The organism is Sulfitobacter marinus, assembly GCF_900116285.1.
Classification (GTDB): Bacteria; Pseudomonadota; Alphaproteobacteria; order Rhodobacterales; family Rhodobacteraceae; genus Sulfitobacter; species Sulfitobacter marinus.
This window is the reverse complement of sequence record NZ_FPAJ01000002.1, coordinates 218,375-240,537: the sequence shown is the minus strand read 5'-3', so window position 1 is coordinate 240,537 and position 22,163 is coordinate 218,375. Positions and strand designations below refer to the sequence as shown.

General features: G+C 58.5%; 24 protein-coding genes. 9 read left to right on the top strand and 15 right to left on the bottom strand.

Annotation, left to right across the window (positions count from 1 at the left end):
- Positions 1-125 precede the first annotated feature (125 nt).
- From BM347_RS06665 to BM347_RS06640, 6 genes are all read right to left on the bottom strand, one after another.
- Entirely contained in the window at positions 126-560 is a 435-nt protein-coding gene (locus BM347_RS06665; RefSeq protein ID WP_093915665.1) for an acyl-CoA thioesterase, read from the bottom strand.
- Positions 560-1,720, bottom strand: coding sequence for an iron-containing alcohol dehydrogenase (locus tag BM347_RS06660; protein ID WP_093916072.1), 1,161 nt, complete (start codon positions 1,718-1,720; stop codon positions 560-562). The genes BM347_RS06665 and BM347_RS06660 overlap by 1 nt, the downstream gene beginning before the upstream one ends.
- 631 nt (positions 1,721-2,351) lie before the next feature.
- Positions 2,352-4,613, bottom strand: a complete 2,262-nt coding sequence (ptsP, locus tag BM347_RS06655; RefSeq protein WP_093915664.1) for a phosphoenolpyruvate--protein phosphotransferase — start codon at positions 4,611-4,613, stop codon at positions 2,352-2,354.
- A gap of 159 nt (positions 4,614-4,772) precedes the next feature.
- Positions 4,773-6,011 (bottom strand): aspartate kinase, encoded by a 1,239-nt coding sequence (locus BM347_RS06650; RefSeq protein WP_093915663.1) that lies wholly within the window; start codon positions 6,009-6,011, stop codon positions 4,773-4,775.
- Between the two features lie 146 nt (positions 6,012-6,157).
- Positions 6,158-6,613, bottom strand: coding sequence for a DUF1178 family protein (locus BM347_RS06645; RefSeq protein WP_093915662.1), 456 nt, complete (start codon positions 6,611-6,613; stop codon positions 6,158-6,160).
- Between the two features lie 74 nt (positions 6,614-6,687).
- Positions 6,688-7,158 (bottom strand): NUDIX hydrolase, encoded by a 471-nt coding sequence (locus BM347_RS06640; RefSeq protein ID WP_093915661.1) that lies wholly within the window; start codon positions 7,156-7,158, stop codon positions 6,688-6,690.
- A 108-nt stretch (positions 7,159-7,266) separates the two neighbouring features.
- Here BM347_RS06640 and modA point away from each other — a divergent pair, with 108 nt between their 5' ends.
- Genes modA through modC form a run of 3 tightly spaced genes read left to right on the top strand, consistent with a single transcriptional unit; the run spans position 7,267 to position 9,769 of the window.
- On the top strand, positions 7,267-7,998 hold the full coding sequence (gene modA / locus BM347_RS06635; RefSeq protein ID WP_093916071.1) for a molybdate ABC transporter substrate-binding protein: 732 nt from the start codon (positions 7,267-7,269) through the stop codon (positions 7,996-7,998).
- Entirely contained in the window at positions 7,995-8,684 is a 690-nt protein-coding gene (gene modB, locus BM347_RS06630; protein ID WP_093915660.1) for a molybdate ABC transporter permease subunit, read from the top strand. Before modA ends, modB begins: the two co-directional genes overlap by 4 nt.
- Complete coding sequence (gene modC, locus BM347_RS06625) at positions 8,681-9,769, top strand: molybdenum ABC transporter ATP-binding protein (RefSeq protein ID WP_093915659.1); 1,089 nt, start codon at positions 8,681-8,683, stop codon at positions 9,767-9,769. Before modB ends, modC begins: the two co-directional genes overlap by 4 nt.
- A 12-nt stretch (positions 9,770-9,781) precedes the next feature.
- Here the strand turns inward: modC and BM347_RS06620 are convergent, their stop codons facing one another.
- Together BM347_RS06620 and BM347_RS06615 are read right to left on the bottom strand one after the other, a co-directional pair.
- Positions 9,782-10,561, bottom strand: a complete 780-nt coding sequence (locus tag BM347_RS06620) for an EcsC family protein (protein ID WP_093915658.1) — start codon at positions 10,559-10,561, stop codon at positions 9,782-9,784.
- A 50-nt stretch (positions 10,562-10,611) separates the two neighbouring features.
- Entirely contained in the window at positions 10,612-11,091 is a 480-nt protein-coding gene (locus BM347_RS06615) for a GNAT family N-acetyltransferase (protein WP_093916070.1), read from the bottom strand.
- Between the two features lie 93 nt (positions 11,092-11,184).
- On the opposite strand from BM347_RS06615, the gene BM347_RS06610 reads away from it, so the two are divergent.
- Entirely contained in the window at positions 11,185-11,790 is a 606-nt protein-coding gene (locus tag BM347_RS06610) for a flavin reductase family protein (RefSeq protein WP_093916069.1), read from the top strand.
- A gap of 64 nt (positions 11,791-11,854) precedes the next feature.
- On the opposite strand, the gene BM347_RS06605 is transcribed toward BM347_RS06610, so the two are convergent.
- Complete coding sequence (locus BM347_RS06605) at positions 11,855-13,516, bottom strand: SulP family inorganic anion transporter (RefSeq protein WP_093916068.1); 1,662 nt, start codon at positions 13,514-13,516, stop codon at positions 11,855-11,857.
- 184 nt (positions 13,517-13,700) lie between these two features.
- On the opposite strand from BM347_RS06605, the gene BM347_RS06600 reads away from it, so the two are divergent.
- The gene (locus BM347_RS06600) at positions 13,701-14,573 is read left to right on the top strand and encodes an S-methyl-5'-thioadenosine phosphorylase (RefSeq protein ID WP_093916067.1); all 873 of its coding nucleotides are present in this window, start codon (positions 13,701-13,703) and stop codon (positions 14,571-14,573) included.
- A gap of 105 nt (positions 14,574-14,678) precedes the next feature.
- On the top strand, positions 14,679-15,209 hold the full coding sequence (locus tag BM347_RS06595) for an adenine phosphoribosyltransferase (protein ID WP_093916066.1): 531 nt from the start codon (positions 14,679-14,681) through the stop codon (positions 15,207-15,209).
- 71 nt (positions 15,210-15,280) lie between these two features.
- On the opposite strand, the gene BM347_RS06590 is transcribed toward BM347_RS06595, so the two are convergent.
- From BM347_RS06590 to BM347_RS06570, 5 genes are all read right to left on the bottom strand, one after another.
- Positions 15,281-16,702, bottom strand: coding sequence for an FAD-binding oxidoreductase (locus BM347_RS06590; RefSeq protein ID WP_093915657.1), 1,422 nt, complete (start codon positions 16,700-16,702; stop codon positions 15,281-15,283).
- A gap of 40 nt (positions 16,703-16,742) precedes the next feature.
- Positions 16,743-17,567 carry an MBL fold metallo-hydrolase gene (locus BM347_RS06585; protein ID WP_093915656.1) on the bottom strand — a complete coding sequence of 275 codons (825 nt, stop codon included), beginning with the start codon at positions 17,565-17,567 and terminating at the stop codon, positions 16,743-16,745.
- A gap of 96 nt (positions 17,568-17,663) precedes the next feature.
- The gene (locus tag BM347_RS06580; RefSeq protein WP_093915655.1) at positions 17,664-18,209 is read right to left on the bottom strand and encodes a GNAT family N-acetyltransferase; all 546 of its coding nucleotides are present in this window, start codon (positions 18,207-18,209) and stop codon (positions 17,664-17,666) included.
- 10 nt (positions 18,210-18,219) lie between these two features.
- Positions 18,220-19,005: an SseB family protein gene (locus tag BM347_RS06575; RefSeq protein ID WP_093915654.1), complete on the bottom strand. Its 786-nt coding sequence runs from the start codon at positions 19,003-19,005 to the stop codon at positions 18,220-18,222.
- Positions 18,998-19,585, bottom strand: coding sequence for a uracil-DNA glycosylase family protein (locus tag BM347_RS06570; RefSeq protein ID WP_093915653.1), 588 nt, complete (start codon positions 19,583-19,585; stop codon positions 18,998-19,000). Before BM347_RS06570 ends, BM347_RS06575 begins: the two co-directional genes overlap by 8 nt.
- 110 nt (positions 19,586-19,695) lie before the next feature.
- On the opposite strand from BM347_RS06570, the gene BM347_RS06565 reads away from it, so the two are divergent.
- The 3 genes from BM347_RS06565 to BM347_RS06555 all read left to right on the top strand — a co-directional run bounded on the left by BM347_RS06565 (position 19,696) and on the right by BM347_RS06555 (position 21,844).
- Positions 19,696-20,040 (top strand): ArsR/SmtB family transcription factor, encoded by a 345-nt coding sequence (locus BM347_RS06565; protein ID WP_093915652.1) that lies wholly within the window; start codon positions 19,696-19,698, stop codon positions 20,038-20,040.
- Positions 20,041-20,050: 10 nt separating this feature from the next.
- On the top strand, positions 20,051-20,953 hold the full coding sequence (locus tag BM347_RS06560) for a cation diffusion facilitator family transporter (RefSeq protein WP_093915651.1): 903 nt from the start codon (positions 20,051-20,053) through the stop codon (positions 20,951-20,953).
- 231 nt (positions 20,954-21,184) lie between these two features.
- Positions 21,185-21,844, top strand: coding sequence for an ABC transporter ATP-binding protein (locus BM347_RS06555; RefSeq protein ID WP_093915650.1), 660 nt, complete (start codon positions 21,185-21,187; stop codon positions 21,842-21,844).
- Between the two features lie 56 nt (positions 21,845-21,900).
- Here the strand turns inward: BM347_RS06555 and BM347_RS17665 are convergent, their stop codons facing one another.
- Positions 21,901-22,155 (bottom strand): hypothetical protein, encoded by a 255-nt coding sequence (locus BM347_RS17665; RefSeq protein ID WP_245764203.1) that lies wholly within the window; start codon positions 22,153-22,155, stop codon positions 21,901-21,903.
- Positions 22,156-22,163: the final 8 nt, after the last annotated feature.

Below are 22,163 nucleotides of genomic sequence, written 5' to 3'. Positions count from 1 at the left end.
AAAGCAACATGCAGTCGCAGCAAGAATTGCTGCACAGCAGAATACTGATGCGAATCGCGGGGTTATAACATGTGGACAAGCACAAGATGCAACCGACTAACCCGTGCTTCGGCAACTGCGCGGGGTTATTGCAAACCCTCGAGTGCTTCGCGTGTGGGGCCCGGTAATTCCGCTGGCCGGTGGTTCGTGCGGTCGACATAGACATGCACAAAGAACCCTTCGGCCGATGCGATATCGTCGTCGTTGCGGAACAACCCCAGCTCCATCCGGACCGAACTACGGCCCAGTTTGGCAACACGCAACCCAGCGGTCACACGGTCCGGAAACTGCATTTCGCCAAAGTAACGACACCCCGTTTCCACAACCAATCCGAAAACCGGACTGGTCAGCGGATCCAGCAAGCCGCGTTCGATCAGCCAGCCGTTCACCGCCGTATCAAACAGCGCATAATGGACGACATTGTTCATGTGCCCATAGGCGTCATTGTCGTTCCAGCGGGTTTGCAGCGGGTAAAAGTCGTTGAAATCTGCGCGGGTTGGGGCGACGGGGCGGTCAGACATTACCACGCTGCCGTATAGATCGCATGCGCGTCTGCCTGGGTCACGTCACGCGGATTATTCACCAGCAAGCGGCTTTGTAGCATGGCATCGGCTGCCATTTTCTCAATCGCCTCTTTGGGAATATCGACGTCGCGCAATCGGGTTTGTAGCCCGACCCGCGCAGACAGATCCGCCAAGGCATCGATGAATGCCGCCGTGCGAGCTTTTGTGCCTTCGACCTTGGCCAGTTCGGGAAAGGCATCGGCCGCGATTTCAGCATATAACGTGCCCGCATCAGGCGCATTGAATCGCAAAACATGGGGAAGAACCAACGCATTCGACAGCCCGTGCGGAATATGGAAAGTGCCGCCGATTGGATATGCCAACGCATGAACCGCAGCCACGGGCGAATTGGCAAAGGCCTGTCCGGCCAGCATGGATCCCAGCAGCATCGCGCCCCGCGCCTCCAGGTTTGATCCATCCGCCACGACCGCCTCGATATTAGCCCCGAGCAGCCGCAGGGCCTCGCGGGCAAGCAGCTTGGATGCCGGATTATTGTTGGCATTTTTCGAGGCATAGGCCTCAATCGCGTGAACCATCGCATCGACACCCGTGGCGGCGGTGATATGCGCAGGCAGCCCAAGGGTAAGCTCAGCGTCCAGAATGGCGATATCGGGCAGGATCACCGGGGAAGACACCCCGCGCTTTTCCTCATCCCCGACCGTGATGATCGATACTGGCGTCACCTCTGACCCTGTGCCGGCAGTTGTCGGCACCAGCACCAGCGGCAGGCGTGGCCCTTTGGCCTGTCCCACGCCCCAGGCGCTGTCCAAATTTTCGCTCGAACCCAACAGCAGCGCCACCAGCTTGGCCACGTCCTGCGACGAACCGCCGCCAAATCCGATCACGCCCGTGGTGCCTGCCGCCCTGCCCGCCTCGACCGCTTGCATCAATGTATCGCGGGAGGGGTCTGCTTCGACAGCGTCGAACACCGTGACCGTGTGGCCCGCGGCTTCTAGTGCCGCAATCGCCGGGTCACAAAGACCCAGCCCTCGCAACCCGGGGTCAGTGATTAGCAGGCAGTGCTGCCTCAAAAGCCCGCCAGCAATCTCGGCAAGACGCCGGGCGGCCCCGTTTTCGAAAACAACTGATTTAGTGGTATTGAAGATAAATGGGGTCACGTGGAACGGCCTTTTCAAAATCTGGGTTCCCTTGCAAAGCAATGCAAGGACACCTGTCATTAAAGGCAATATTGCGCGCCGCGCCTAGCGCTTTGTTTTAATTATTCCTTCGCGCTGCAATATGATGCCCGCTTTTACCGCCAGACGCTGCGTCACAGGGGCCGCTTAGCCCGGATAGGCAACGCCATCGCGTCGCAATTCAAGCGTTTTTGACAAACATCTAGCACTCCCGAAACCTCTGGGCAGCAGACCCTGCTCAACCTTCCGCCGTCAAGCGACCGCAAGTACCAACACCGTGCCTTAACTGAAACTACAATGAATCCAAAGTGTTCATAGGCCAGCCTCATGCGATGCGTTAGAATTAACGAACTTGGTTAACGATGTCCCTCTTGCACACTGCGCACGTCTGGCGACGTAAGAATACCATGACCGAAGGTCGAACTAATTAATCGCCAGAGTTAAGCCTCGTGAAACAGTTTGCGCGCTTGGATAGCTCATATTCAGCGCACCGCCAGCAAGAGGCGCAAGCACCGCCATCCTCCTCGCACAGAAAGCACAAGGAATCCAAAGCTCTCACAGGTCAACCTCATCCGATGGATTAGAATTAACCAAAATGGTTAGCGATGCATCCCTACGGCAGTTTGCGCGTTTCGGGCGTTTGGTGACGCAAATAATCCATGACCGCAGGCCGGACTGATTGATCCCCGCGATCGCGCGCCTCATTGATCACTTGGCGCACCTCATCCAGATTGGATCTGCGCAAAAGGTTTTTGACCGGTCCAATAGACGCCGGGCGCATCGATAAATTGGTAATCCCAATCGCCGCAAAACACAGCGCTTCGACCGGACGGCCTGCATCTTCCCCGCAGAACGACAACGGCGTGCCAGTTTCGCGGCACCGCGCGACGATGCCTTCGAGAAACGTCAAAAAACTGGCGTTCAATGTATCGTACCGTCGGCGCACCAATTCGTTTTCACGGTCAGCGGCAAAGAAAAATTGCTTTAAGTCATTGCCACCAATAGATAAAAACTCGACTTCTTCGAAAAATTTCTTGGGCGCAAAGGCCAGAGAAGGCGTCTCAAGCATCGCGCCGACCTCAAGATGCGAAGGCAGTACATGCCCCAGCCGTGCCTCGCGGGCCAGTGTTTTATCCATTTCAGCACGCGCCGCACGGTATTCTTCGAACTGCGCCACAAAGGGGAACATTACCGTCAGGGGCCGACCGTTCGCCGCGCGGATCAAGGCCTGCAATTGCATGCGCATGATACCGGGTTTATCCAACCCGACCCGAATGGCGCGCCAGCCCAAAGCGGGATTTGGCTCGTCATTGGCTTTCATATAGGGCAGCACCTTGTCCGACCCGATATCAAGAGTCCGGAACACCACACGCTTGCCACTGGCAGCATCCAAGACACGCGCATAAAGCGCTGATAACTCAGATCTTTTCGGCATCTTACTACGGATAAGAAACTGCAGCTCGGTGCGGAACAATCCGACGCCCTCGGCCCCTGACCCCTCAAGCGATGGCAGATCGGCCATCAAGCCCGCATTCATCTGCAATCCCACAATTGTGCCGCATCGTGTCTCAGCCCGCTTGTCGCGGATCGAAGCATAGCGTTCCTGCGCAGCCGCCTGCATCGCGATCTTATCCCGAAAGGCAGAGGCCACATTTTCGTCGGGCCGCAGATGCACGATGCCTTGTTCGCCATCCACCATGATCCGATCGCCGTTCAGCGCATCATTGGTGATATGCGAGGCATGGACAATCAACGGAATGGCCAAGGCCCGCGCGACAATCGCCGCATGGCTGCCAACCGATCCGCCTTCAAGTACGATGCCGCGCAAAGACCGCCCGTATTCAAGCAGTTCGGCAGGACCAATATTGCGTGCAACCAATATCGGGTCAGCAGGCATTTCCGCGCCTGTATCGGACCCCTGCCCGGTCAAAATTCGCAGCAATCTATTGCTGAGATCGTCCAGATCCGACAGCCGTTCGCGCAGATAGGCGTCGCTTGCCCGGCCAATCCGCGACCGCGCCAAAGATTGTTCTTTCTCAACAGCAGCTTCGGCCGAAAGGCCGCGGTCGATGTCTTCTTCCATGCGGCGCATCCAGCCTTTGGAATTGGCGAACATCCGGTAGGCTTCCAGCACTTGGCGCTGGTCTTTGTCGCCCGCTGCCATCGTCAACATCTGATCCACGCTGACACGCAGTTCATCAACTGCCTCGTTCAGGCGTTCTTTCTCGCGGATCGGGTCATCGGCGACAGGGTTCGAAACCACAACACGTGGTTCATGCAGCCAGACATGGCCATCAGCCACCCCCTCCTGGCCCACCGTCCCGCGCAGCAAAACCGGTTGACTATGACGGGCAGACATGGCCGCACCTTCGCCGACAAATACGCCCAATTCAGTCATTTCGGCCAACACCATGGCCACAACCTCAAGCGCATATACTTCGTCGGCGGAAAATTCTCGGGCCGCTTTGGATTGCACAACCAATACGCCCAACATTTCACCAAGGCGCTGCACCGGAATACCGAGGAAACTCGAATAAATTTCTTCGCCTGTTTCTGGCATAAAGCGGAAACCGGGGGCCTGCGGGGCATTGGGCGTGTTCACGATCTGCTTGCGTTTCGCCACGCGTCCGACCAGACCTTCGCCAAGCTTCATCCGCGTCTCATGCACCGCGTCCGCCTTCAGCCCTTCTGTCGCACAAAGCTCAAGCGTATCTTCGTCCCGAAACAGGTATATCGAACACACTTCGCATCCCATAGACGTCGCAATGAGGTGGGTAATCCTGTCCAGCCGCGCCTGACCAGCTTCGTCGCTGGCCATCGCATCACGCAAACGCCCCAGCAGCTTGCGACTTTCTGTCTCGAACCCATCGGCCATGGTAAGTCTCTCCTCCGCAAGGCCAGCTTAGACCACAGGCCTTGGCGAAATGAAACGCCTGTTGTCATAAACGCTTGTCTTCCGGCGTTGACGTCACGAAAAGGGCTGACAGCTATAAAAACTGCCAGCGCGCGACGCTCTCACAAAGACGCTTAGATTTTAAGCAACTTTGTCCAGTTCGAATGCGTCATGCAGCGCCTGAACCGCCAGTTCCAAATATTTACGATCAATCAGCACCGAAATCTTGATCTCGGAGGTGGTGATAACCTTGATATTGATGCCCTCGTTGGACAGCACCTGAAACATCTTGGCCGCAACGCCTGTATGGCTGCGCATGCCAATGCCGACGACGGAAACCTTGGCCACATCCGTATCCGCGATCAGCTCGTGGAAGTTGATCTCGCCGGATGCTTTGGCCGCATCCATTGCGGCCTCGGCACGCTTGATCTGGTCAACGGGGCAGGACCACGTCATATCCGTGCGCCCCTCCTCCGAGATATTCTGAACGATCATGTCAACGTTCACACCGCCCTCGCTCAGCGCGGTAAATATGGCTGCTGCGATGCCCGGACGGTCCGCGACAGACACCAGAGTCATCTTGGCCTCATCACGGGAAAACGCGACCCCAGATACGACATTGCTTTCCATGATTTCCTCCTCATCGCAGACCAGCGTTCCCGCTTCGTCTGATTGTTCCTCAAAACTGCTAAGCACCCGCAGCTTGACTTTATACCGCATCGCCAGCTCGACCGACCGGGTCTGCAAGACCTTCGCCCCCAGCGACGCCAGCTCCAGCATCTCTTCAAACGCGATCTTGTCCAGTTTGCGAGCCTTGGCACTGACCCGTGGGTCGGTGGTGTAAACCCCGTCTACATCGGTATAAATATCGCAACGCTCGGCGTCGAACGCGGCGGCAAAGGCAACCGCAGTCGTGTCCGATCCGCCGCGCCCAAGCGTGGTAATCCGGCCCTCCGGGCTAACCCCCTGAAACCCCGCGACAACCGCGACCTTCATGCCTTCGCCGAACTTCGCCATGATATTGGCAGGCGGGATTTCTTCAATGCGGGCAGATGAATGCGCCGCAGTCGTCTTGACCGGCACCTGCCAGCCTTGCCAACTGCGCGCAGGGACGTCCATTTCCTGCAGCGTCAGGGCCATCAAACCGGCAGTCACGTTCTCACCGCTCGATACCACCGCATCGTATTCGCGTGCATCATATAGCGGCGATGTCTCGTTCACCCATCCGACCAGCTCGTTTGTCTTGCCAGACATGGCCGATACGATCACAATCACATCATAGCCCTTGGACACCTCAACGCCCACGCGCTTGGCGGCGCGGCGGATTCGGTCCAAAGTAGCGACAGATGTGCCGCCAAATTTCATCACCAGAACAGGCATGGGTCCCCCGTTGCAAAACTCCGGCGCGGTTTACGCGCAAGCGCCTGCCTTAGCAAGCCCGCACGCGCCAATGCGACGCATACCGCTTCTTCTCTGGCTTACAAATATCCTGGGGTCCGGGGCAAAGCCCCGGCGTGTGGCAAAATCTACTGCGTTGACCGTTTGGGCCGAAACGGCAAAGGCATGACTTGCACGCCCTCTTCCGCCAGTTCCTTGGCCTGATCCAACCGCGCCTCGCCATAGATTGACCGCTCCGGTACCTCGCCTGCATGCATGGCGCGCGCTTCCTTGACGAAATCAGCACCAACATAATCCGACGTCGCCTCAACCTTCTTGCGCAAGGCCTTAACGGCCTTTTCGATTTCGCCATCAGGTTCAGACAGCACCGGCATCGGCGCATCCTCTTGGGTCTCCGGCGCAAGATTGCCCTGCGATTTCCCGGTCGAGACCCGCGGTGCCATCATCCCTTTGGTCACCTGTGACGACCCGCAGATGGCGCAGCTGATATGCCCCGCTTGCGCCAGCGCATCAAAGGCAGCTGCCGATTTGAACCAACTGTCAAAACGATGGTCTTGGTCACATTTCAAGGTAAATTGGATCATTGTCCCTCAGCTTGCCCTTTTTGATCATCATTAACAACGAACACTTATATAAAATGGTGTGTCCGCGAGCGTGTTCAAGCGTCCGGCAGGCCCGGACGCGGGTCAAAGTCACGGATCATCCGGCGCAGTTCCGGCTCTCTCACCATTTTCATCGCCTTCTTGCGCGACATCCACGCGCGCCTGCGCTGACCCGCTTCGGGGTACTCTTTCGCCTTCACCTTTACCTCAACCGGGTACAGCATCGCGATGACCGGCAACAACGTATCATCGCCCATTTCCTTGGCATAGGAATAGACGCCCAGACAGCCCCCTGTGACACGGCCGCGCACGCCCGCCTCTTCCCAAGCCTCTTGCAGTGCGGCAGCCTCGGGCGTTTTGGCGTGCATTGGCCAGCCTTTCGGCACAATCCAGCGTTTGGATTTGCGCGACGTGATCAACAAAAACTGCAATTTACCCTGCCGGATCCGATAGCACAGTGCGGCAAATTGCGAACGGGCTTCGCCTTTGCGGGCACCTTGCAGCGAAATTGGCAGTTGTTTGATCATCTTGGTCTCGAAATGGGGCACTATGTGTCTTCGGTTATCTACCGTCTTGCGCCGACTATGGCCAGTGATCCCCTTGCGTGTGTAATGGCCTTGGCGGATAGTGCTGAAATGTTAAAGAAACTGCTGATCATTCTGGCGTTTTTGGGGCCATTCGCCGCGCAGGCGCAAACCGCACAGGTAACGGTATTTGCCGCCGCAAGCCTGCGCGGCGCGTTGGATCAGGTGGCCACTGACTTTGGTGCGACAGTTGCGTTATCTTTCGGCGGTTCCGGCACGATGGCGCGCCAAGTTGCCGCCGGTGCCCCCGCTGACGTGGTAATTTTGGCCAATCCTATTTGGATGGACTGGCTGGTTGAAAACGGCCCGACCACCCAAGGTGCTCCGATTGATTTGCTCGGCAATAGTCTGGTTCTGATCGTCCCGAATAGCACATCAACAGCGCCCGATCCCGCCAACCTTACAACATTCTTGGGCGACGGGCGTCTGGCAATGGGTCAACGCAACGGCGTGCCCGCCGGAATTTATGCGGCTGAATGGCTGCAGGCTACCGACCAGTGGAACGGCCTGCGCGATCATTTGGCGGAAACCGACAATGTGCGCAGTGCTTTGGCGCTGGTTGCGCGCGGGGATGCGCCTTTGGGCGTCGTCTACCGCACCGATGCGCTGGCCGAACCTGATGTACGCGTCGTCTATGAAATACCCGCCGATCTGCACAGCCCAATCACATATCCCGCAGCCGCGTTGACTAGGGCGGGGGCTGCCTTTCTGGCCCATCTGCAGACACGCGAAAGCCGCGCTGTTTTTGCCAGCTATGGCTTTACGCCGGTGACTGCGCCATGACGCCTGACGCCACCGCATGGGACGCGTTGCGCCTGTCGCTTTGGGTGGCCGTTTGGGCGACTGTTCTAGCTATACCACTGGCGCTGTGGGTCGCGTGGCTGCTCGCGCGGCGTGATTTTTGGGGTAAATCGCTGCTGAATGCTGCGGTGCATTTGCCCTTGGTGCTGCCCCCTGTCGTCACTGGCTATCTGCTGCTGATGGCGTTCGGACGCAATGCACCGCTGGGCCGCGCCCTTGAGGCGATCGGGCTGCAACTAGCCTTTCACTGGTCCGGTGCCGTGCTGGCGGCCATGATCATGGGCTTTCCGCTGATGGTGCGCGCTATGCGCCTTGCCATCGAAGCGGTTGATCCCAAGCTTGAGGAAGCTGCGGCATCCCTCGGTGCATCGCGGCAATCGGTCTTTGGCCGCGTGACCCTGCCATTGATCTTGCCGGGTATTCTGGCGGGCACCGTTATGGGTTTTGCCAAGGCGATGGGCGAATTTGGCGCGACAATCACCTTTGTCGCCAACATCCCCGGACAGACCCAGACCCTGCCCAGTGCCATCTGGTCCGCGTTGCAAATACCCGGCGGTGAAGGTCAGGCGGTGGTCATGGTTCTGATGGCTAGCGCCGTTGCCATAGCAGCGGTTCTGCTGTCCGAGATGCTGGCCCGCCGCGTCGCTGCAAGGATCGCGGGCACATGACGCTGTCGCTGTCCCTTTCGCACCGTTTCGCGGACTTCGCCCTTGATATCACGCTGGAGGCCGGGCCGGGCATTACCGCGTTATTCGGGCGGTCAGGTGCGGGCAAAACCACAGTCATCAATGCGGTTGGCGGTTTACTACGCCCTGACAGCGGCACAATTTCCGTTGATGGCGAAATCCTTTTGGACACATCCCAAGGCATCTTTATCGCGCCCCACAAGCGCCGTCTCGGCACGGTTTTCCAAGACGCCCGTCTGTTTCCCCATCTGAACGTCGCGCAAAACCTGATGTTTGGCGCACGCTATGCGCCCAAGGGCAGCGTGGGGCCTGAGCTGTCGGACGTCGTGTCCCTGCTGGGCCTCGAAGGGCTGCAAACCCGTGCGCCGGCAACCCTGTCTGGCGGTCAGAAACAACGCGTCGCCTTGGGCCGCGCCCTACTAAGCCATCCGCGCATGTTGCTGATGGACGAACCCCTTGCCAGCCTTGATGGCCCCCGCAAGCAAGAGATTCTGCCCTTTCTCGAACGTCTGCGCGACGGCCCGCTTGGCTTGCCCATCCTTTACGTCAGTCACGCCGTGGACGAAATCGCGCGCCTTGCAGACCGGTTGGTGTTGATCCAAAACGGTCAGGTCCAGGCCCAAGGCCCGCTGTTTGACGTAATGTCCAACCCGGCCGCCGTGCCCCTGTTGGGCGTGCGCGAGGCCGGTGCAGTGATCGAGGCGGATGTGATTGCCCATGGGACTGACGGCATATCAACCTTGCGGATCAGTGCCGGAGAAATCGAATTGCCCGGCGTTCAGGCCCCCATAGGTGCGCGGGTGCGGCTGCGTGTTCTGGCGCAGGACGTGATCTTGTCCCTCACCCGACCCGAGGGGCTAAGCTCGGTCAATGTATTGCCGGTGCGGGTCGAGGATATTCATCCCGGCGACGGCCCCGGTGCCGCGATTGCCCTGCGTGCCGGCACAGATCGTCTGCTGGCCCGCGTCACAGCGCGTGCCGTTTCGGAACTGGGGCTTTCCAGCGGTATGCAGTGCTTTGCGATCCTAAAGGCAACAACCGTCGCACCGGGCAGCATCGGGCGCTAAAGGCTTGCGCGTTTAGACCTTGGTACGTTGCGGCAAATGTTTGCCCCCCACCTTATCGCGGAACCGGTCAATCAGGTCCTCGTGGGGGATATCCGCGTCAATCGCCAGCTTGCGCAAGCCGAAATGCACATGCGCCATGTCTTCGTAATAGCTGGTGTAGGCGTAGTTCGTCGCCGCCCCTGCAACGGCCCCAAGCACAGGCACCGCTTGCGCAGCTAGCTTTTGGCCCAGCACCACGGCCAATTTAGGCGCGACCTTGGCAATCACCGCCTGCATGGCGCGGCCGCTTAACGCGATGCGCGCCGACAGAAATCCCAGATCAGCCCCGTCGTCATCGGACAACGGCCCGGCAGCGGCAAAGACCTGCACACAATCGAACTGCACATTCTCGGCGAGCGGATCAAACCCTTGTTCCACGGCAACCCCTTGGATCACCCGCAACAGCAATGTCGTGGTCACTGGCAGTTCTGCCAACGCAGTGGGCAGGCCGCCTGCCCCACCAGCCGCCCCCATCGCGGCACTGGCCGCTTGGTTCAGCCAGCTTTTCTGGTCCGGCACCATGGAGCGTGTCGAAGTGGCAGCCTTCATCGCCTGCCCCAGCGCTTTGATCGTCGCGGTTTCCAGATTGCGGCGCACGGCACTGGGCAGCTTGTCGATCAACCCTTCGGCGCTGCCGCCAATGAGGTTCAGAACATTGATACCAACCCCGCCCGCGCCCTTGTACTGCGCGGCAAGCTGGTCAAGCCGTGCATCGACGTCCACACTCTTGGGCAGGTCGCTTTCGATTTGCATAGGGTCTCTCCGGCTGTTCGCTATAGATGTGGTGCTACTGGCGCGCCGTTTCAATGCGTCCAGCGTGTGACATCCCCTGCGATGCCGTCCCATGCGCCCTCAATCAACGCACGTCCCAAGACCCGCGCGGGGTTTGTGGGCGGCGGCATAACGACGTGTTCCAGTAGAGAAAACCCGAACCGCCGATAATAAGGCGCATCGCCCACCAGCATCACCCGCGACCAGCCCAATGGCACCGCGTGGCTTAGGCTACCTTCGATCAGCATACCGCCCAATCCTTCGCCCTGGCGTGTGGGGTGGACGGCAACCGGGCCCAGCAACAATGCATCAGTGGTGCCAATCCGCACAGGCCAATACCGGATCGCCCCCGCAAGAATACCATCTGCATCGCGTGCGACATGGCTTAGCCCCACAACAGGCGGAACGCCGTCGCGCAGACGGTAGGACGACAACGCCTCGCGCCCCGGAGCAAAGCACGTGTCATACAGCGCCTCGACTTCCCAATGGTCCGCCGCCGTCTCTGGTTTCATCTGGTACACGTGTCGCGGCCCTGTCGGCGGTTTTGAGGTAGCAAAGCCTCTAACATGACGCTAGCCATGGGTGCAAACCTTGAGGAGAGTTTAATGTTCTACCGCCCAAAAGATGGCCATCCCCTGCCCCATAACCCCTTCAACGCCATCGTAACACCGCGCCCCATTGGCTGGATATCCACCCGCGACGGGCAAGGGCGCGATAATCTGGCACCCTATTCGTTTTTCAACGGCGTGGCGTATTTCCCTCCGCAGGTGATGTTTGCGTCCACAGGAACCAAAGCGGATGTTGACGGGACCAAGGACAGCATGGCCAACATTCGCGACACGGGCGTGTTTTGCGTAAATGTCGTGGAATATGCCATGCGCGACGCGATGAACGCCTCCTCTGCAACGCTGCCACACGGGTCCGACGAATTCGGCCATGCGGGCATTGAAAAGGCCGAGTGCGATGAAATTGGCTGCGCCCGCGTGGCAAACGCGCCAGCCAGCCTTGAATGTCGCATGACACAAATCGTCAAAATCGAGGGCGAAAGCAATTTCGTGGTATTCGGCGAAGTCGTGGGCGTGCACATGCGCGACGATTGCATCAAGGAGGGCCGCTTTGACGTGACTACCTATCAACCGCTGTCACGGCTGGGCTATCGCGACTACGCCCGCGTGACGGACGTGTTCGAGATCATCCGCCCGGACGACTAACGCGCGGGCGGAATTCTCTGAAAATTCCGGTCCGTTTTCTTTGAAAGAAAACGGCGGTACCGGATCAGTGACCGCCCAGAATACCCGTGCGCACCTGATAGTTGGCGGCAACCTGATAATCGGGATCGTCGTCACTATCGATCAACAGGTGGCCTGCTTTCTTAAGCAGACGATGGCAATCGCGGCTTAGGTGGCGTAGTTGAACGCGCTTGCCTGCTGCCTCGTATTTTCCAGCGATGGTTTCGATCGCTTGCAGCGCCGATTGATCTACCACGCGACTATCGGCAAAATCCACGATCACCTCAGACGGATCCTCGCGGACGTTAAACAGTTCTAAGAACCCTTCGGACGATCCAAAAAACAGAGGCCCTTGCACCTGATAGACCTTGGCCCCTTCAGGTGTGGTGTAGGTTTTTGCATGGATGCGCCGCGCGTTGTTCCACGCATAGGCCAATGCCGATACGATCACCCCGACGACCACCGCCACCGCAAGGTCTTCATAAACCGTCACAACCGTCACCAGCAAAATGACAAAAGCGTCCATCAGCGGCACTTTGCGCAAGATGGTAAGGGAGTTCCACGCGAAGGTCCCGATCACGACCATGAACATGACGCCCACCAATGCGGCCAGTGGGATCAGTTCAATGATCGACGACCCGACCAGAATGAACAGCAGCAGGAATATCGCAGCCGCAATCCCCGCCACGCGGGTCCGGCCACCGGATTTCACGTTGATCATCGACTGACCGATCATGGCGCAGCCGCCCATGCCGCCAAAGAAGCCGGTAACCGTATTTGCAACGCCTTGGGCGATACATTCCTGACTGGCCCCACCACGGGTGTTTGTCATGTCGCTGACAAGGTTCAAGGTGAGCAGCGATTCAATCAGCCCAATCGCGGCCAAGATCACCGCATAAGGCAGGATGATATAGAATGTCTCAAGATTGAATGGGGCCAATGCCGTACCGTAGAGGCCAATACCTTCCCCAAAGGGCATGTGGAAGGTTGGAAAGCCGCCCTCGATCGAGGCAAGATCACCAACGCGCGGCACATCCATACCGAATGCAATAACGACGGCGGCCACAATACCAATGCCCGCCAGCGGTGCGGGAACCAGCTTGGTGATGTGCGGCATGACCCAGATGATCGCCATGGTCGCAGCGACCAGCGCCAGCATCAGCATCAAGGGCTGACCGGACAGCCATTCGCCACCGCCCATGCCATGGCCCGTATCAACCATCGTGCCAGGCACTTTGAACTGGCCCAGTTGCGCCAGGAAAATAACGATCGCAAGGCCGTTTACAAAGCCCAACATAACCGGATGCGGCACCAATCGGATGAACTTACCCCATTGCATCACGCCGGCGAAAACCTGGATCAAACCCATCAACACCACGGTGGCAAACAGATATTCGACCCCGTGCTGTGATACCAACGCCACCATAACAACGGCCAAGGCCCCCGTCGCCCCCGAGATCATCCCCGGACGGCCCCCGATCAATGCTGTAATCAAGCCCACCAGAAACGCGGCATATAGCCCAACTAGCGGGTGAACCCCGGCAACAAAGGCAAAAGCCACCGCTTCAGGTACCAATGCCAAGGCCACGGTCAGCCCCGACAGCAGTTCAATACGCAAACGCGACGGCGACAGACCCTCGCCCGGCATCCAGCGCAAATCGGTCACATCAAGGTTCTTGGTGAAGCTGCGGAAAGTGGAACGCGCCATGGGGGCATCCTTCATATTGGTGGCTAGGGCAATGGGGCTGAAATAAGCTTTTGCGCTCACTAGAGCAAAGCACGGCAGAAGAAAAGGCAGAGTGCACGCAAGCGGTGATCACGGCGCAGATTTCGGGGTTCCCCTCACGGTGATCCTTGATACTCTGCCCGCAAATCAATCCAAGGGCTTTCCCATGACAAAAACGAAAATCGCCGTCATTGGCGGATCGGGTATTTACGACATCAACGGGCTTGAGAACGCTGAATGGCTGACCGTTGAAAGCCCTTGGGGCGATGCCTCTGATGCGATCTTGACCGGGTCGCTGGATGGCGTAGAAATGGCATTTCTGCCCCGTCACGGGCGTGGACATGTGCATGCGCCATCAACCGTCCCCTATCGCGCCAATATTGATGCCCTGAAGCGGTTGGGCTGCACGGATGTGATCAGCGTATCGGCCTGCGGATCCTTTCGCGACGAAATGGCACCGGGGGATTTTGTCATTGTGGATCAGTTCATCGACCGGACGATCGCGCGCGAAAAATCATTCTTTGGCACCGGCTGTGTCGCCCATGTCAGCGTCGCCCACCCCACCTGCCCCCGCCTAAGCGATGCTTGCGAGACCGCCGCGCGGGACGCTGGCATCAATGTGCACCGCGGCGGCACCTATTTGGCGATGGAAGGGCCGCAGTTTTCGACGCTTGCGGAATCCCAGATGTACCGCAACAGCTGGGGTGCCGATGTGATCGGGATGACCAACATGCCTGAAGCGAAATTGGCCCGCGAGGCCGAACTTTGCTATGCGTCCGTTGCGATGATCACAGACTATGACAGCTGGCACCCCGAGCACGGCGAGGTCGATGTGACCAAAATCATTGAAACCCTGATGGGCAATGCCGACAAGGGCCGCGCATTGGTGGCGCGTTTGCCTGCGCTACTTGGGGCGGAACGCGATCCCTGCCCACATGGCTGTGATCGCGCCCTTGAATACGCGATCCTGACCCAACCCGAGATGCGTGACCCCACGTTGATGGCGAAACTGGATGCAGTTGCAGGCCGGGTGATTTAAGCATTACACCAACCAAGCCCGGCCGACCGGGTTATGAGTATTTTTAAAAGGGTGAAGACGAAGGGGGTGCCCTTTGCGCCGCCCCTTGGGTTTTGGGAGAACCAGATGAAACAGGTTCAGGACTATATTCGCACCATCGTTGATTTTCCCCATGAGGGGATCATGTTTCGCGATGTGACCACGCTTTTTGCCGATCCGCGCGGTTTTCGCATGGCGATTGATCAAATGCTGCATCCCTATGCGGGGATTGCCATCGACAAGGTTGTAGGCCTTGAGGCGCGCGGGTTTATCCTAGGCGGGGCAATCGCGCATCAATTGTCAGTCGGATTTGTACCGATCCGCAAAAAGGGCAAGCTGCCCGGTAAGACAATCGCGCAGGATTATACGCTGGAGTATGGTGAGGCGACGGTTGAGATCCATGACGACGCGATCCAGCCCGGTGAGCGGGTGCTTGTGGTGGATGATCTGCTGGCCACCGGCGGCACCGCCGAGGCGGGGATCAAGCTGATCGAGAAACTGGGCGGCAAAATCGTGTCTTGCGCGTTTATTATTGACTTGCCCGAGCTTGGCGGACGTAAACGTCTGGAAGCGATGGGCATGGAAGTTCACGCGCTTTGTGCGTTTGACGGCATGTGATGGCGTCGGGGGCGCTGCCCCCTGCCCCTGCGGGGCATCCCCCGGGATATTTTAGAGCCAGAGAACGCGGATCAGATCGGCGCGGGGACGATCGTGCCGGGGTTCATGATACCATTGGGATCAAGCGCTGCCTTGATCGCATGAATGGCGGATAGCTTGGCCGGATCGCTGTAGCGTTCGAGGTCTTTGACCTTGAGCCGGCCAATACCATGCTCAGCGCTGACAGATCCGCCCAGTTCATGGGTCAGATCGTGAATCGTCATTTTGATCTGTTCCCGTTCGTTCAGATGGTCCTGCCGCGACCTTCCGGTCACGGGGAAGATGTTGTAGTGCAGATTTCCATCGCCGACATGGCCGAAACAGTTAATTCGGAAGTCCCCCAAGGCCGCGATTTTTTCACCGGCTTTGGTGATAAACTCGGGGATGGCCCCCAGCGGCACCGAGATGTCATGGCTTGAGATCGAGCCCACCTTGCGGTTCGCATGCGGGATCATTTCGCGGATTGCCCAGAAATCATCGGATTGCTGTTGGCTTTGCGCGATTAGCCCGTCGGTGACCAGATCCGCTTCCATCGCGCTTTCAAAAAGGGTTTCAAGCGACGTGGCGGGGTCAAGATCGCCACTGAGGCCCAGTTCGATCAACACGCACCAAACAGGCGGCGTATCGAAAGGTTGGCGTACTTCGGGCATGGTCTCAGAAAGGAAGTCAAAGCCCATTTTGTTCACGATTTCAAAGGCACTGACCATTTCGCCCAGCTGATCGCGGGCCATTGAAAGCAGTTTCAAAGCTGCGGCTGGCGATTGCACCACCAGCAGCGCTGTCCCCGATTTGGCCGGGCGCGCAAAGAGCTTGAGCGCGGCCGCGGTGATCACGCCCAAGGTGCCCTCGGCCCCGATCAGCAAATGACGCAGATCATAGCCGGTGTTGTTTTTACGCAGCCGCGTCAGACCGTGCCAGATTTGCCCGTCCGGCAGAACCGCCTCAAGCCCCAGACACAAATCACGGGCATTGCCATAACGCAGAACGCCTGTGCCCCCTGCGTTTGTTGCCAGATTACCGCCGATACGGGCCGACCCTTGGGCCGCTAAGCTGAGCGGGAACAACCGGTTGGCGTTTTCGGCAGCGTCCTGAACATCCGACAAGATCACGCCAGCCTCGGCCACCAGCACGTTTTCATCCGGGTAGACGGCGCGCACCTTGTTCATCCGCTCTAGCGACAGGATCAGCGGCGCGGGGCCGTGTTCGGCGACCTGCCCCCCGACCAGTCCGGTGCCACCGCCGTAGGGGATCACGCCGACACGGGCGGCATTGGCATGGCGGATAAGGCTCGCCACCTCTTGCACGTCGCGGGGCAAAGCCAGAACGGCAGATTGTCCGGTATAAAGGCCGCGCGGTTCCTCAAGATATCGTGGTTCGACCGGGCGAAACACGTCGGGAGAAAGGTCGGCACGCAAGGCGGCCTCGAATGCGGGATCAGCGGCGTTTAATGTCATGGTGCATTGATCGCGCTGACGCGCAAAACTTGCAAGCCGCTTAATTGTCGCTGCGCAAATATTGCGGGCGCAGCACCATGATCGTGGGCCGCGAGGGCAGCCGGTCGCGCGACAGTTGCAGCGAGGGGCCCTCGACGTTGATTACTGTGAATTCGTCCGACATGGCCGCCAGAAAGTCACTTAGTCCGAAATCCGAAAACCAATGCATGGGGATCACAACCGATGATTTCAGGCGCTTTAGAATGCGGATCATGGTGGAAAGATCAAGGGTATAGCCACCATCGACCGGGGCCATCACGACGTCCAGCCGCCCAATCGCTGCGTATTGGGCCGCATCGGGTTCATGATGCAGATGGCCAAGATGGCCAATACACAGGCCTGCCATTTCGAAGATGAAAATCGAATTTCCGTTTTCCTCGACCCCAGCGAATTGCGAGCGGATATCGGTTGAGACATTGCGGATCAGCACCTCGCCCAAGTCCAGGGAATGATCAATCCCTTCGCCAGATTCTCCCCAGCCCGGCAGGACATGGGGGATGGCGGGATCGGGTGATTGGGTAAAATGGCTTTCATGGGCGCGGTTCATGGTCACGACATCAGGGATCATTGGCAGCGTGCCTGTGAAGCCGGTGAAATCAGTCACCATGTTCAGCCCGCCGTGGCTGCGGATCAGGAAACTGGCATGGGCGATATAGTGTAAATGCACCGTTTCAGTCACGACATCAGGCAGGTTGGCAAGGGTCAGATAAGCCATCCCCGGGGTCGCTTCGGCCAAGGCGATGCAATGGCTGGGGGTACGGGTTTTTATCTGCGCTTGGGCCATCGGGGCAATCAGCAACAGGACAATTATCAAACGAAACAACATAGGCGGACCTCCTTTGATGTAGAAAGGATACCGCATATTTGGTGTCTGTCGTTAGCTGTTATGGCCCGTACGTTCCAGAAGGGAAGCCCCAAGCAGCTACCAAAGCGCCGGTTTGTTTAACGCGGCCACGCAATGCGACGGGCCGACCAGCGGCCAGCGGGCCTTGGTCGAGAGTGGCCGACCCAACCATCCAAAGGGCATGCTAAGCCGCAGCGGCGGCTGTGCCATATCAGCTGTGATCTGTTCAAAGCCGGTTTTGATATAGTAATTCGGATCGCCGTAGGTGAGGACAAAATCAACGCCGCTTTTGCGCAGACCCTCAAGCCCATGCAGGATCATTTCCTGCCCGATCCCTTTATTTTGTTGCCCGGTTTTCACGGCCACCGGTGCCATGACGGACACCCTCCGCCCGTCTTCCTCAAAACGCAGGCGGGAAAAGAAAACGCAGCCAATAACCATATTACCGTCCAAAGCGGCGCACATCATCACATCATCGCGCGGCGTGCCTTGCATCAGGTCTCGGACAAGCTGCCCGACAAACGCGCCTTCCTCGGCACTGTCAGCAACGGTAAAACTGTCCGTCACCAACTGCGTTATCTCGGCTTCCCGACTGGCAAAGTCTGACGTGAACTCTAGCGTCATGGCATCACCTCTAGTGCAAGATCGGCGGCTTTGACGGGTCTGAACCCGGTGCCTCCATCCGGGGGGTTTTTTGCAGCGGCTCCATCTGGGGCAGATCGAACCGCAGGCCCACCCTGGACAGCTTTTCAACAGTCGGGTCACTAGGCGCAAAAAAACCAACGTCCATTGCTCCCGCTTCGATCCCCGAGAACATCAACGCCTCGGACGCAGCACGCACCAACGCATCTTGGGCGCGGGGGATTGCGCCCACGAAACCCAGCAGATGCCCGCGGCTTCCGCCTTCGTATTCGACGCCCACCAACCAAGCCCCCGCAGCCATGCCCGTTGCGGTCGCAAGCTTGGCGTCAATCGCGGCGATTAGGGTTTCGGGCAAGCCTTTGGGCGGGATGACACGGGTGATCTTGGCCTCGACCTGCCCCGGCGTATGCGCCAGCGTATCGCGCAGCCACGCCATCGCATTGTCGGGCAGCAAGATGGCTGACGGTGCGACGTTCATGTTCACCGCCATGCCAAGCGGTTGACCGTCGAGCATGCCCGCTATCGCGCGGCCCGACAGCGCCACATAAGGCGCGGCGTGGCCCACATAAGCAGCCAGCCGTTCGATGCGATCAAAGACCAACACATAGGCATCTTGCAGCAATACCGGGCTGACTTGATCGTCGTCCGGTTCATCCTCAAGCAGCATGAATAGTTCCACATCCGCCATGCGTTCATAGAAACGCAAACGCGCGGCGTCATCCCCATCATCCGCCATCATGGCGGCATGTGCGGTATCCAGCGGTGTTGGGTCAGTCATGCATCACATCTCTTACAGCTTTGCGCAGCCGGGGAAGAACGTTTTCCTCGAACCACGGATTTTTCTTGAGCCAACCGGTATTGCGCCAAGACGGGTGTGGCAAGGCAAAGACGCCCGGCGGATGGTCACGCCAATCAGCAACAGCCTGTGTCACGGTCGTAAAACCGGGCAAATGATAGCGCATCGCGTGCCCGCCAATCAACACTGTCAGCCGAATATCAGGCACGGTACCCAAAGCCCCTGCCCGCCATGTTTTCGCGCAAATCGGCGGCGGCGGCAGATCGCTGCCTTTGGCGTCATAGCCCGGAAAGCAAAACGCCATCGGAATGATTGCGACGCGGCTTCGGTCGTAAAATGCGTCTTCGTCCAGCCCCAGCCAGTCGCGCAGGCGCTTGCCTGATGCATCCCAAAACGGTGTATTCGCCGCGTGTACGCGCGCGCCCGGTGCCTGCGACGCGATGAGCAAGCGCGCCCCGGGCTGGAACCACACCACCGGGTTGGGGCGATGCGCCGTTGCCGTCTGGGCAAAGCGGTCGGCACATAGGGTGCAGGCGCGCAAATCTGATCGGATGTCGGTCATAGATCCGAAATAACAGCGCAAACGCAGGTTTCAATCAGGCGAGGCGGATTCATTTCGAGATCCATCGAAATGATCTTGACGCGAACCACCAATTCGATATTTCTAGAAACATGAAAACATTACCGCCCCCGCTGTCCGACCTCACCATTGCCGCGGCACGTTTTGCGGCCCTAGGGTCCGAGCAACGTTTGCAAGTGCTGCGCACCCTTGTGCGTGCCGGACCAAAAGGGCTGACGATTGGGACGCTTGGCAAAAGATCGGCCATCACCGGATCGACGCTAACCCATCATGTAAAATTGCTGGTCGCGGCCGGTTTGGTGCACCAGCAAAAGCAGGGCCGCAATATCATCTGTGCCGCTGTCGCCCATACGGCGATCAATGAGATGTCGCAGTTTCTACTGACCGAATGCTGCGCTGACGCCGATGCGCCCTGTTCCGACCATCCCCATCCTTAGAAAGCGCCCTATGTCTCACGCTCATCATCACCACGTTGACCCCGATGCAGGCGACGGCAAAATCGCCGCAGCGGTTGCGATTAACCTTGGCCTGACACTGGCGCAGATCATTGGGGGCTTGGTTTCGGGCAGCCTGTCGCTTATCGCCGATGCGCTGCACAACTTTAGCGATGCCATTTCGCTGATCATCGCCTTTGGTGCCCGCAAAATTGCCCGACGGCCTGCGAATGCGGATATGACCTTTGGCTATGGCCGGATCGAGGCCGTGGCCGCCCTGATCAACTATACCACCTTGATCGTGATCGGGCTGTATCTGGCCTATGAGGCGGTCATGCGAATTGCCGCGCCTGAACCGGTGACCGGCTGGATTATCGTTGCTGTGGCCGGGTTTGCCCTGCTGGTCGATCTGGGCACGGCGGCGCTGACCTATCGCGCATCGAAATCCAGCGTGAACATTCGTGCGGCGTTCTTGCATAATATGGCCGATGCTCTTGGGTCTGTGGCGGTTATGGTGGCGGGAACGCTTGTTCTCCTATTCGGCTGGACATGGGTTGATCCGCTGGTGACCCTGATGATCGCGAGCTACATTCTGTGGTTATCGGCCACAGAACTGCCCAAGGTGGCACGCATTTTAATGCTGGCACGGCCCGCAGGCATAGAAACCGAAGATGTCATTGCCGCGATGCGCGCAGTGCCCGGTGTCATCGATGTGCACCATGTTCACCTGTGGATCATGCAGGAACACGGCAACGCGCTGGACGCGCATATCGTGGCAGCCGCTGACACCGACGCCGGGGCGTTGCGGCGGGCCATAAAATCGCATGTGCTCGACGCGTTCGATCTGCATCATACAACGCTTGAGCTTGAGACAGAAACCGACCGGTGTATCGATCCATTAATTATTGGCCACTAATTATGATCCATTAAACCGGAGCAACAAGCGAGGGACCAAAGCCACGTGTCACAAAGTTTGGCGTTCCCTGCACGTCAAACTGCGGATGCAGCGCAGGCAAGCCCGGGGCACTCTGGGTTGTACATCCGCGTCACGATGCGACATAATGTGGCCTAATTCTTCGTATAGGTGGCGGCAATACCTCCGGCCCAAAAGGAGGAGCCGACACCTTACGGCACAACCGGAGCAGTCATGCTGGAATTCGACAATGTATCCAAGTCCTTTTGGACGGGCACACAGCACAAGGTCATTCTCGACCATGTGTCGTTTCGTGTGGAATTGGGTAACTCGTTGGGTATTCTGGCCCCAAACGGCACCGGAAAATCGACCCTGATCAACATGATGGCGGGACTGGAGAAAGCCGACGAAGGCGAGATCCGGCGCGGCTGCAAGATCAGCTTTCCGCTTGGCTTTATGGGTGGTGTGGTTGGCAAAGTATCCGCGATGGAAAACGCCCGCTATATTGCTCGGCTGTATGGGCTGGACCCTGATTACGTGGAAAGCTTTTGCCGCTGGCTTTGCGGGTTGGGTGAATATTTCGATCAACCGGTTGGCACCTATTCCGCCGGGATGCGCGGGCGGTTTTCCTTTGCGCTGTTACTGGCGCTGGATTTCGATATTTACCTGATCGACGAAGGCATGCCAAGCACGACAGATGTTGAGTTCAACCGCAAAGCAGGCGAAATCCTGAGAGAGCGGCTGCGCACGACCACCATCATTATCGTATCACACCAGGCAGAGACCCTTGAGAAATATGCGCGCTCTGCTGGCGTGTTACTGGGCGGTAAGCTTCACATATTCGACACGCTGGAAGAGGCTAAGCAGGTTTATGACTACGAAACCCAAAGCTAGAAAATTTCGCATCAAGCGAAGCACGCCGGCGGCTGCCGCGCCCAGCACCGACGCCCCTACGAGCGGCGCGGACGCGCCGGTGGATCGCCGCCGCCCCGTTCCCCCGAGCCCCGTCCAAACCAAAGCCCAGCCCCAACGCCCGCAAGCGCAGCCAACAGCAGCGCCAGCATCCGGGGCCGCAGAGCAAGGCGCACCGACACCCACGCCCCCACCACAGCGCGCGCCCAACGCCGCGCGACCATCGGCCTCACCCGCAGCATCATCCTCAACGCCATCGTCACCCCCGGCCCAAACCGGAGTAGTTTCTTCAACGGCTGAG

What these genes read in the sequence shown, in the direction of transcription:
- modC (WP_093915659.1), top strand. Translation starts at nt 8,681, where the DNA reads ATGACGCTGTCGCTGTCCCTTTCGCACCGTTTCGCGGACTTCGCCCTT.
- BM347_RS06615 (WP_093916070.1), bottom strand. Translation starts at nt 11,091, where the DNA reads ATGAAACCAGAGACGGCGGCGGACCATTGGGAAGTCGAGGCGCTGTAT.
- BM347_RS06560 (WP_093915651.1), top strand. Translation starts at nt 20,051, where the DNA reads ATGTCTCACGCTCATCATCACCACGTTGACCCCGATGCAGGCGACGGC.
- BM347_RS06570 (WP_093915653.1), bottom strand. Translation starts at nt 19,585, where the DNA reads ATGACCGACATCCGATCAGATTTGCGCGCCTGCACCCTATGTGCCGAC.
- BM347_RS06610 (WP_093916069.1), top strand. Translation starts at nt 11,185, where the DNA reads ATGTTCTACCGCCCAAAAGATGGCCATCCCCTGCCCCATAACCCCTTC.
- BM347_RS06600 (WP_093916067.1), top strand. Translation starts at nt 13,701, where the DNA reads ATGACAAAAACGAAAATCGCCGTCATTGGCGGATCGGGTATTTACGAC.
- BM347_RS06645 (WP_093915662.1), bottom strand. Translation starts at nt 6,613, where the DNA reads ATGATCCAATTTACCTTGAAATGTGACCAAGACCATCGTTTTGACAGT.
- BM347_RS06620 (WP_093915658.1), bottom strand. Translation starts at nt 10,561, where the DNA reads ATGCAAATCGAAAGCGACCTGCCCAAGAGTGTGGACGTCGATGCACGG.
- BM347_RS06590 (WP_093915657.1), bottom strand. Translation starts at nt 16,702, where the DNA reads ATGACATTAAACGCCGCTGATCCCGCATTCGAGGCCGCCTTGCGTGCC.
- BM347_RS06665 (WP_093915665.1), bottom strand. Translation starts at nt 560, where the DNA reads ATGTCTGACCGCCCCGTCGCCCCAACCCGCGCAGATTTCAACGACTTT.
- BM347_RS06565 (WP_093915652.1), top strand. Translation starts at nt 19,696, where the DNA reads ATGAAAACATTACCGCCCCCGCTGTCCGACCTCACCATTGCCGCGGCA.
- ptsP (WP_093915664.1), bottom strand. Translation starts at nt 4,613, where the DNA reads ATGGCCGATGGGTTCGAGACAGAAAGTCGCAAGCTGCTGGGGCGTTTG.
- modB (WP_093915660.1), top strand. Translation starts at nt 7,995, where the DNA reads ATGACGCCTGACGCCACCGCATGGGACGCGTTGCGCCTGTCGCTTTGG.
- modA (WP_093916071.1), top strand. Translation starts at nt 7,267, where the DNA reads ATGTTAAAGAAACTGCTGATCATTCTGGCGTTTTTGGGGCCATTCGCC.
- BM347_RS06640 (WP_093915661.1), bottom strand. Translation starts at nt 7,158, where the DNA reads ATGATCAAACAACTGCCAATTTCGCTGCAAGGTGCCCGCAAAGGCGAA.
- BM347_RS06575 (WP_093915654.1), bottom strand. Translation starts at nt 19,005, where the DNA reads ATGACTGACCCAACACCGCTGGATACCGCACATGCCGCCATGATGGCG.
- BM347_RS06650 (WP_093915663.1), bottom strand. Translation starts at nt 6,011, where the DNA reads ATGCCTGTTCTGGTGATGAAATTTGGCGGCACATCTGTCGCTACTTTG.
- BM347_RS06585 (WP_093915656.1), bottom strand. Translation starts at nt 17,567, where the DNA reads ATGTTGTTTCGTTTGATAATTGTCCTGTTGCTGATTGCCCCGATGGCC.
- BM347_RS06555 (WP_093915650.1), top strand. Translation starts at nt 21,185, where the DNA reads ATGCTGGAATTCGACAATGTATCCAAGTCCTTTTGGACGGGCACACAG.
- BM347_RS06605 (WP_093916068.1), bottom strand. Translation starts at nt 13,516, where the DNA reads ATGGCGCGTTCCACTTTCCGCAGCTTCACCAAGAACCTTGATGTGACC.
- BM347_RS06580 (WP_093915655.1), bottom strand. Translation starts at nt 18,209, where the DNA reads ATGACGCTAGAGTTCACGTCAGACTTTGCCAGTCGGGAAGCCGAGATA.
- BM347_RS06595 (WP_093916066.1), top strand. Translation starts at nt 14,679, where the DNA reads ATGAAACAGGTTCAGGACTATATTCGCACCATCGTTGATTTTCCCCAT.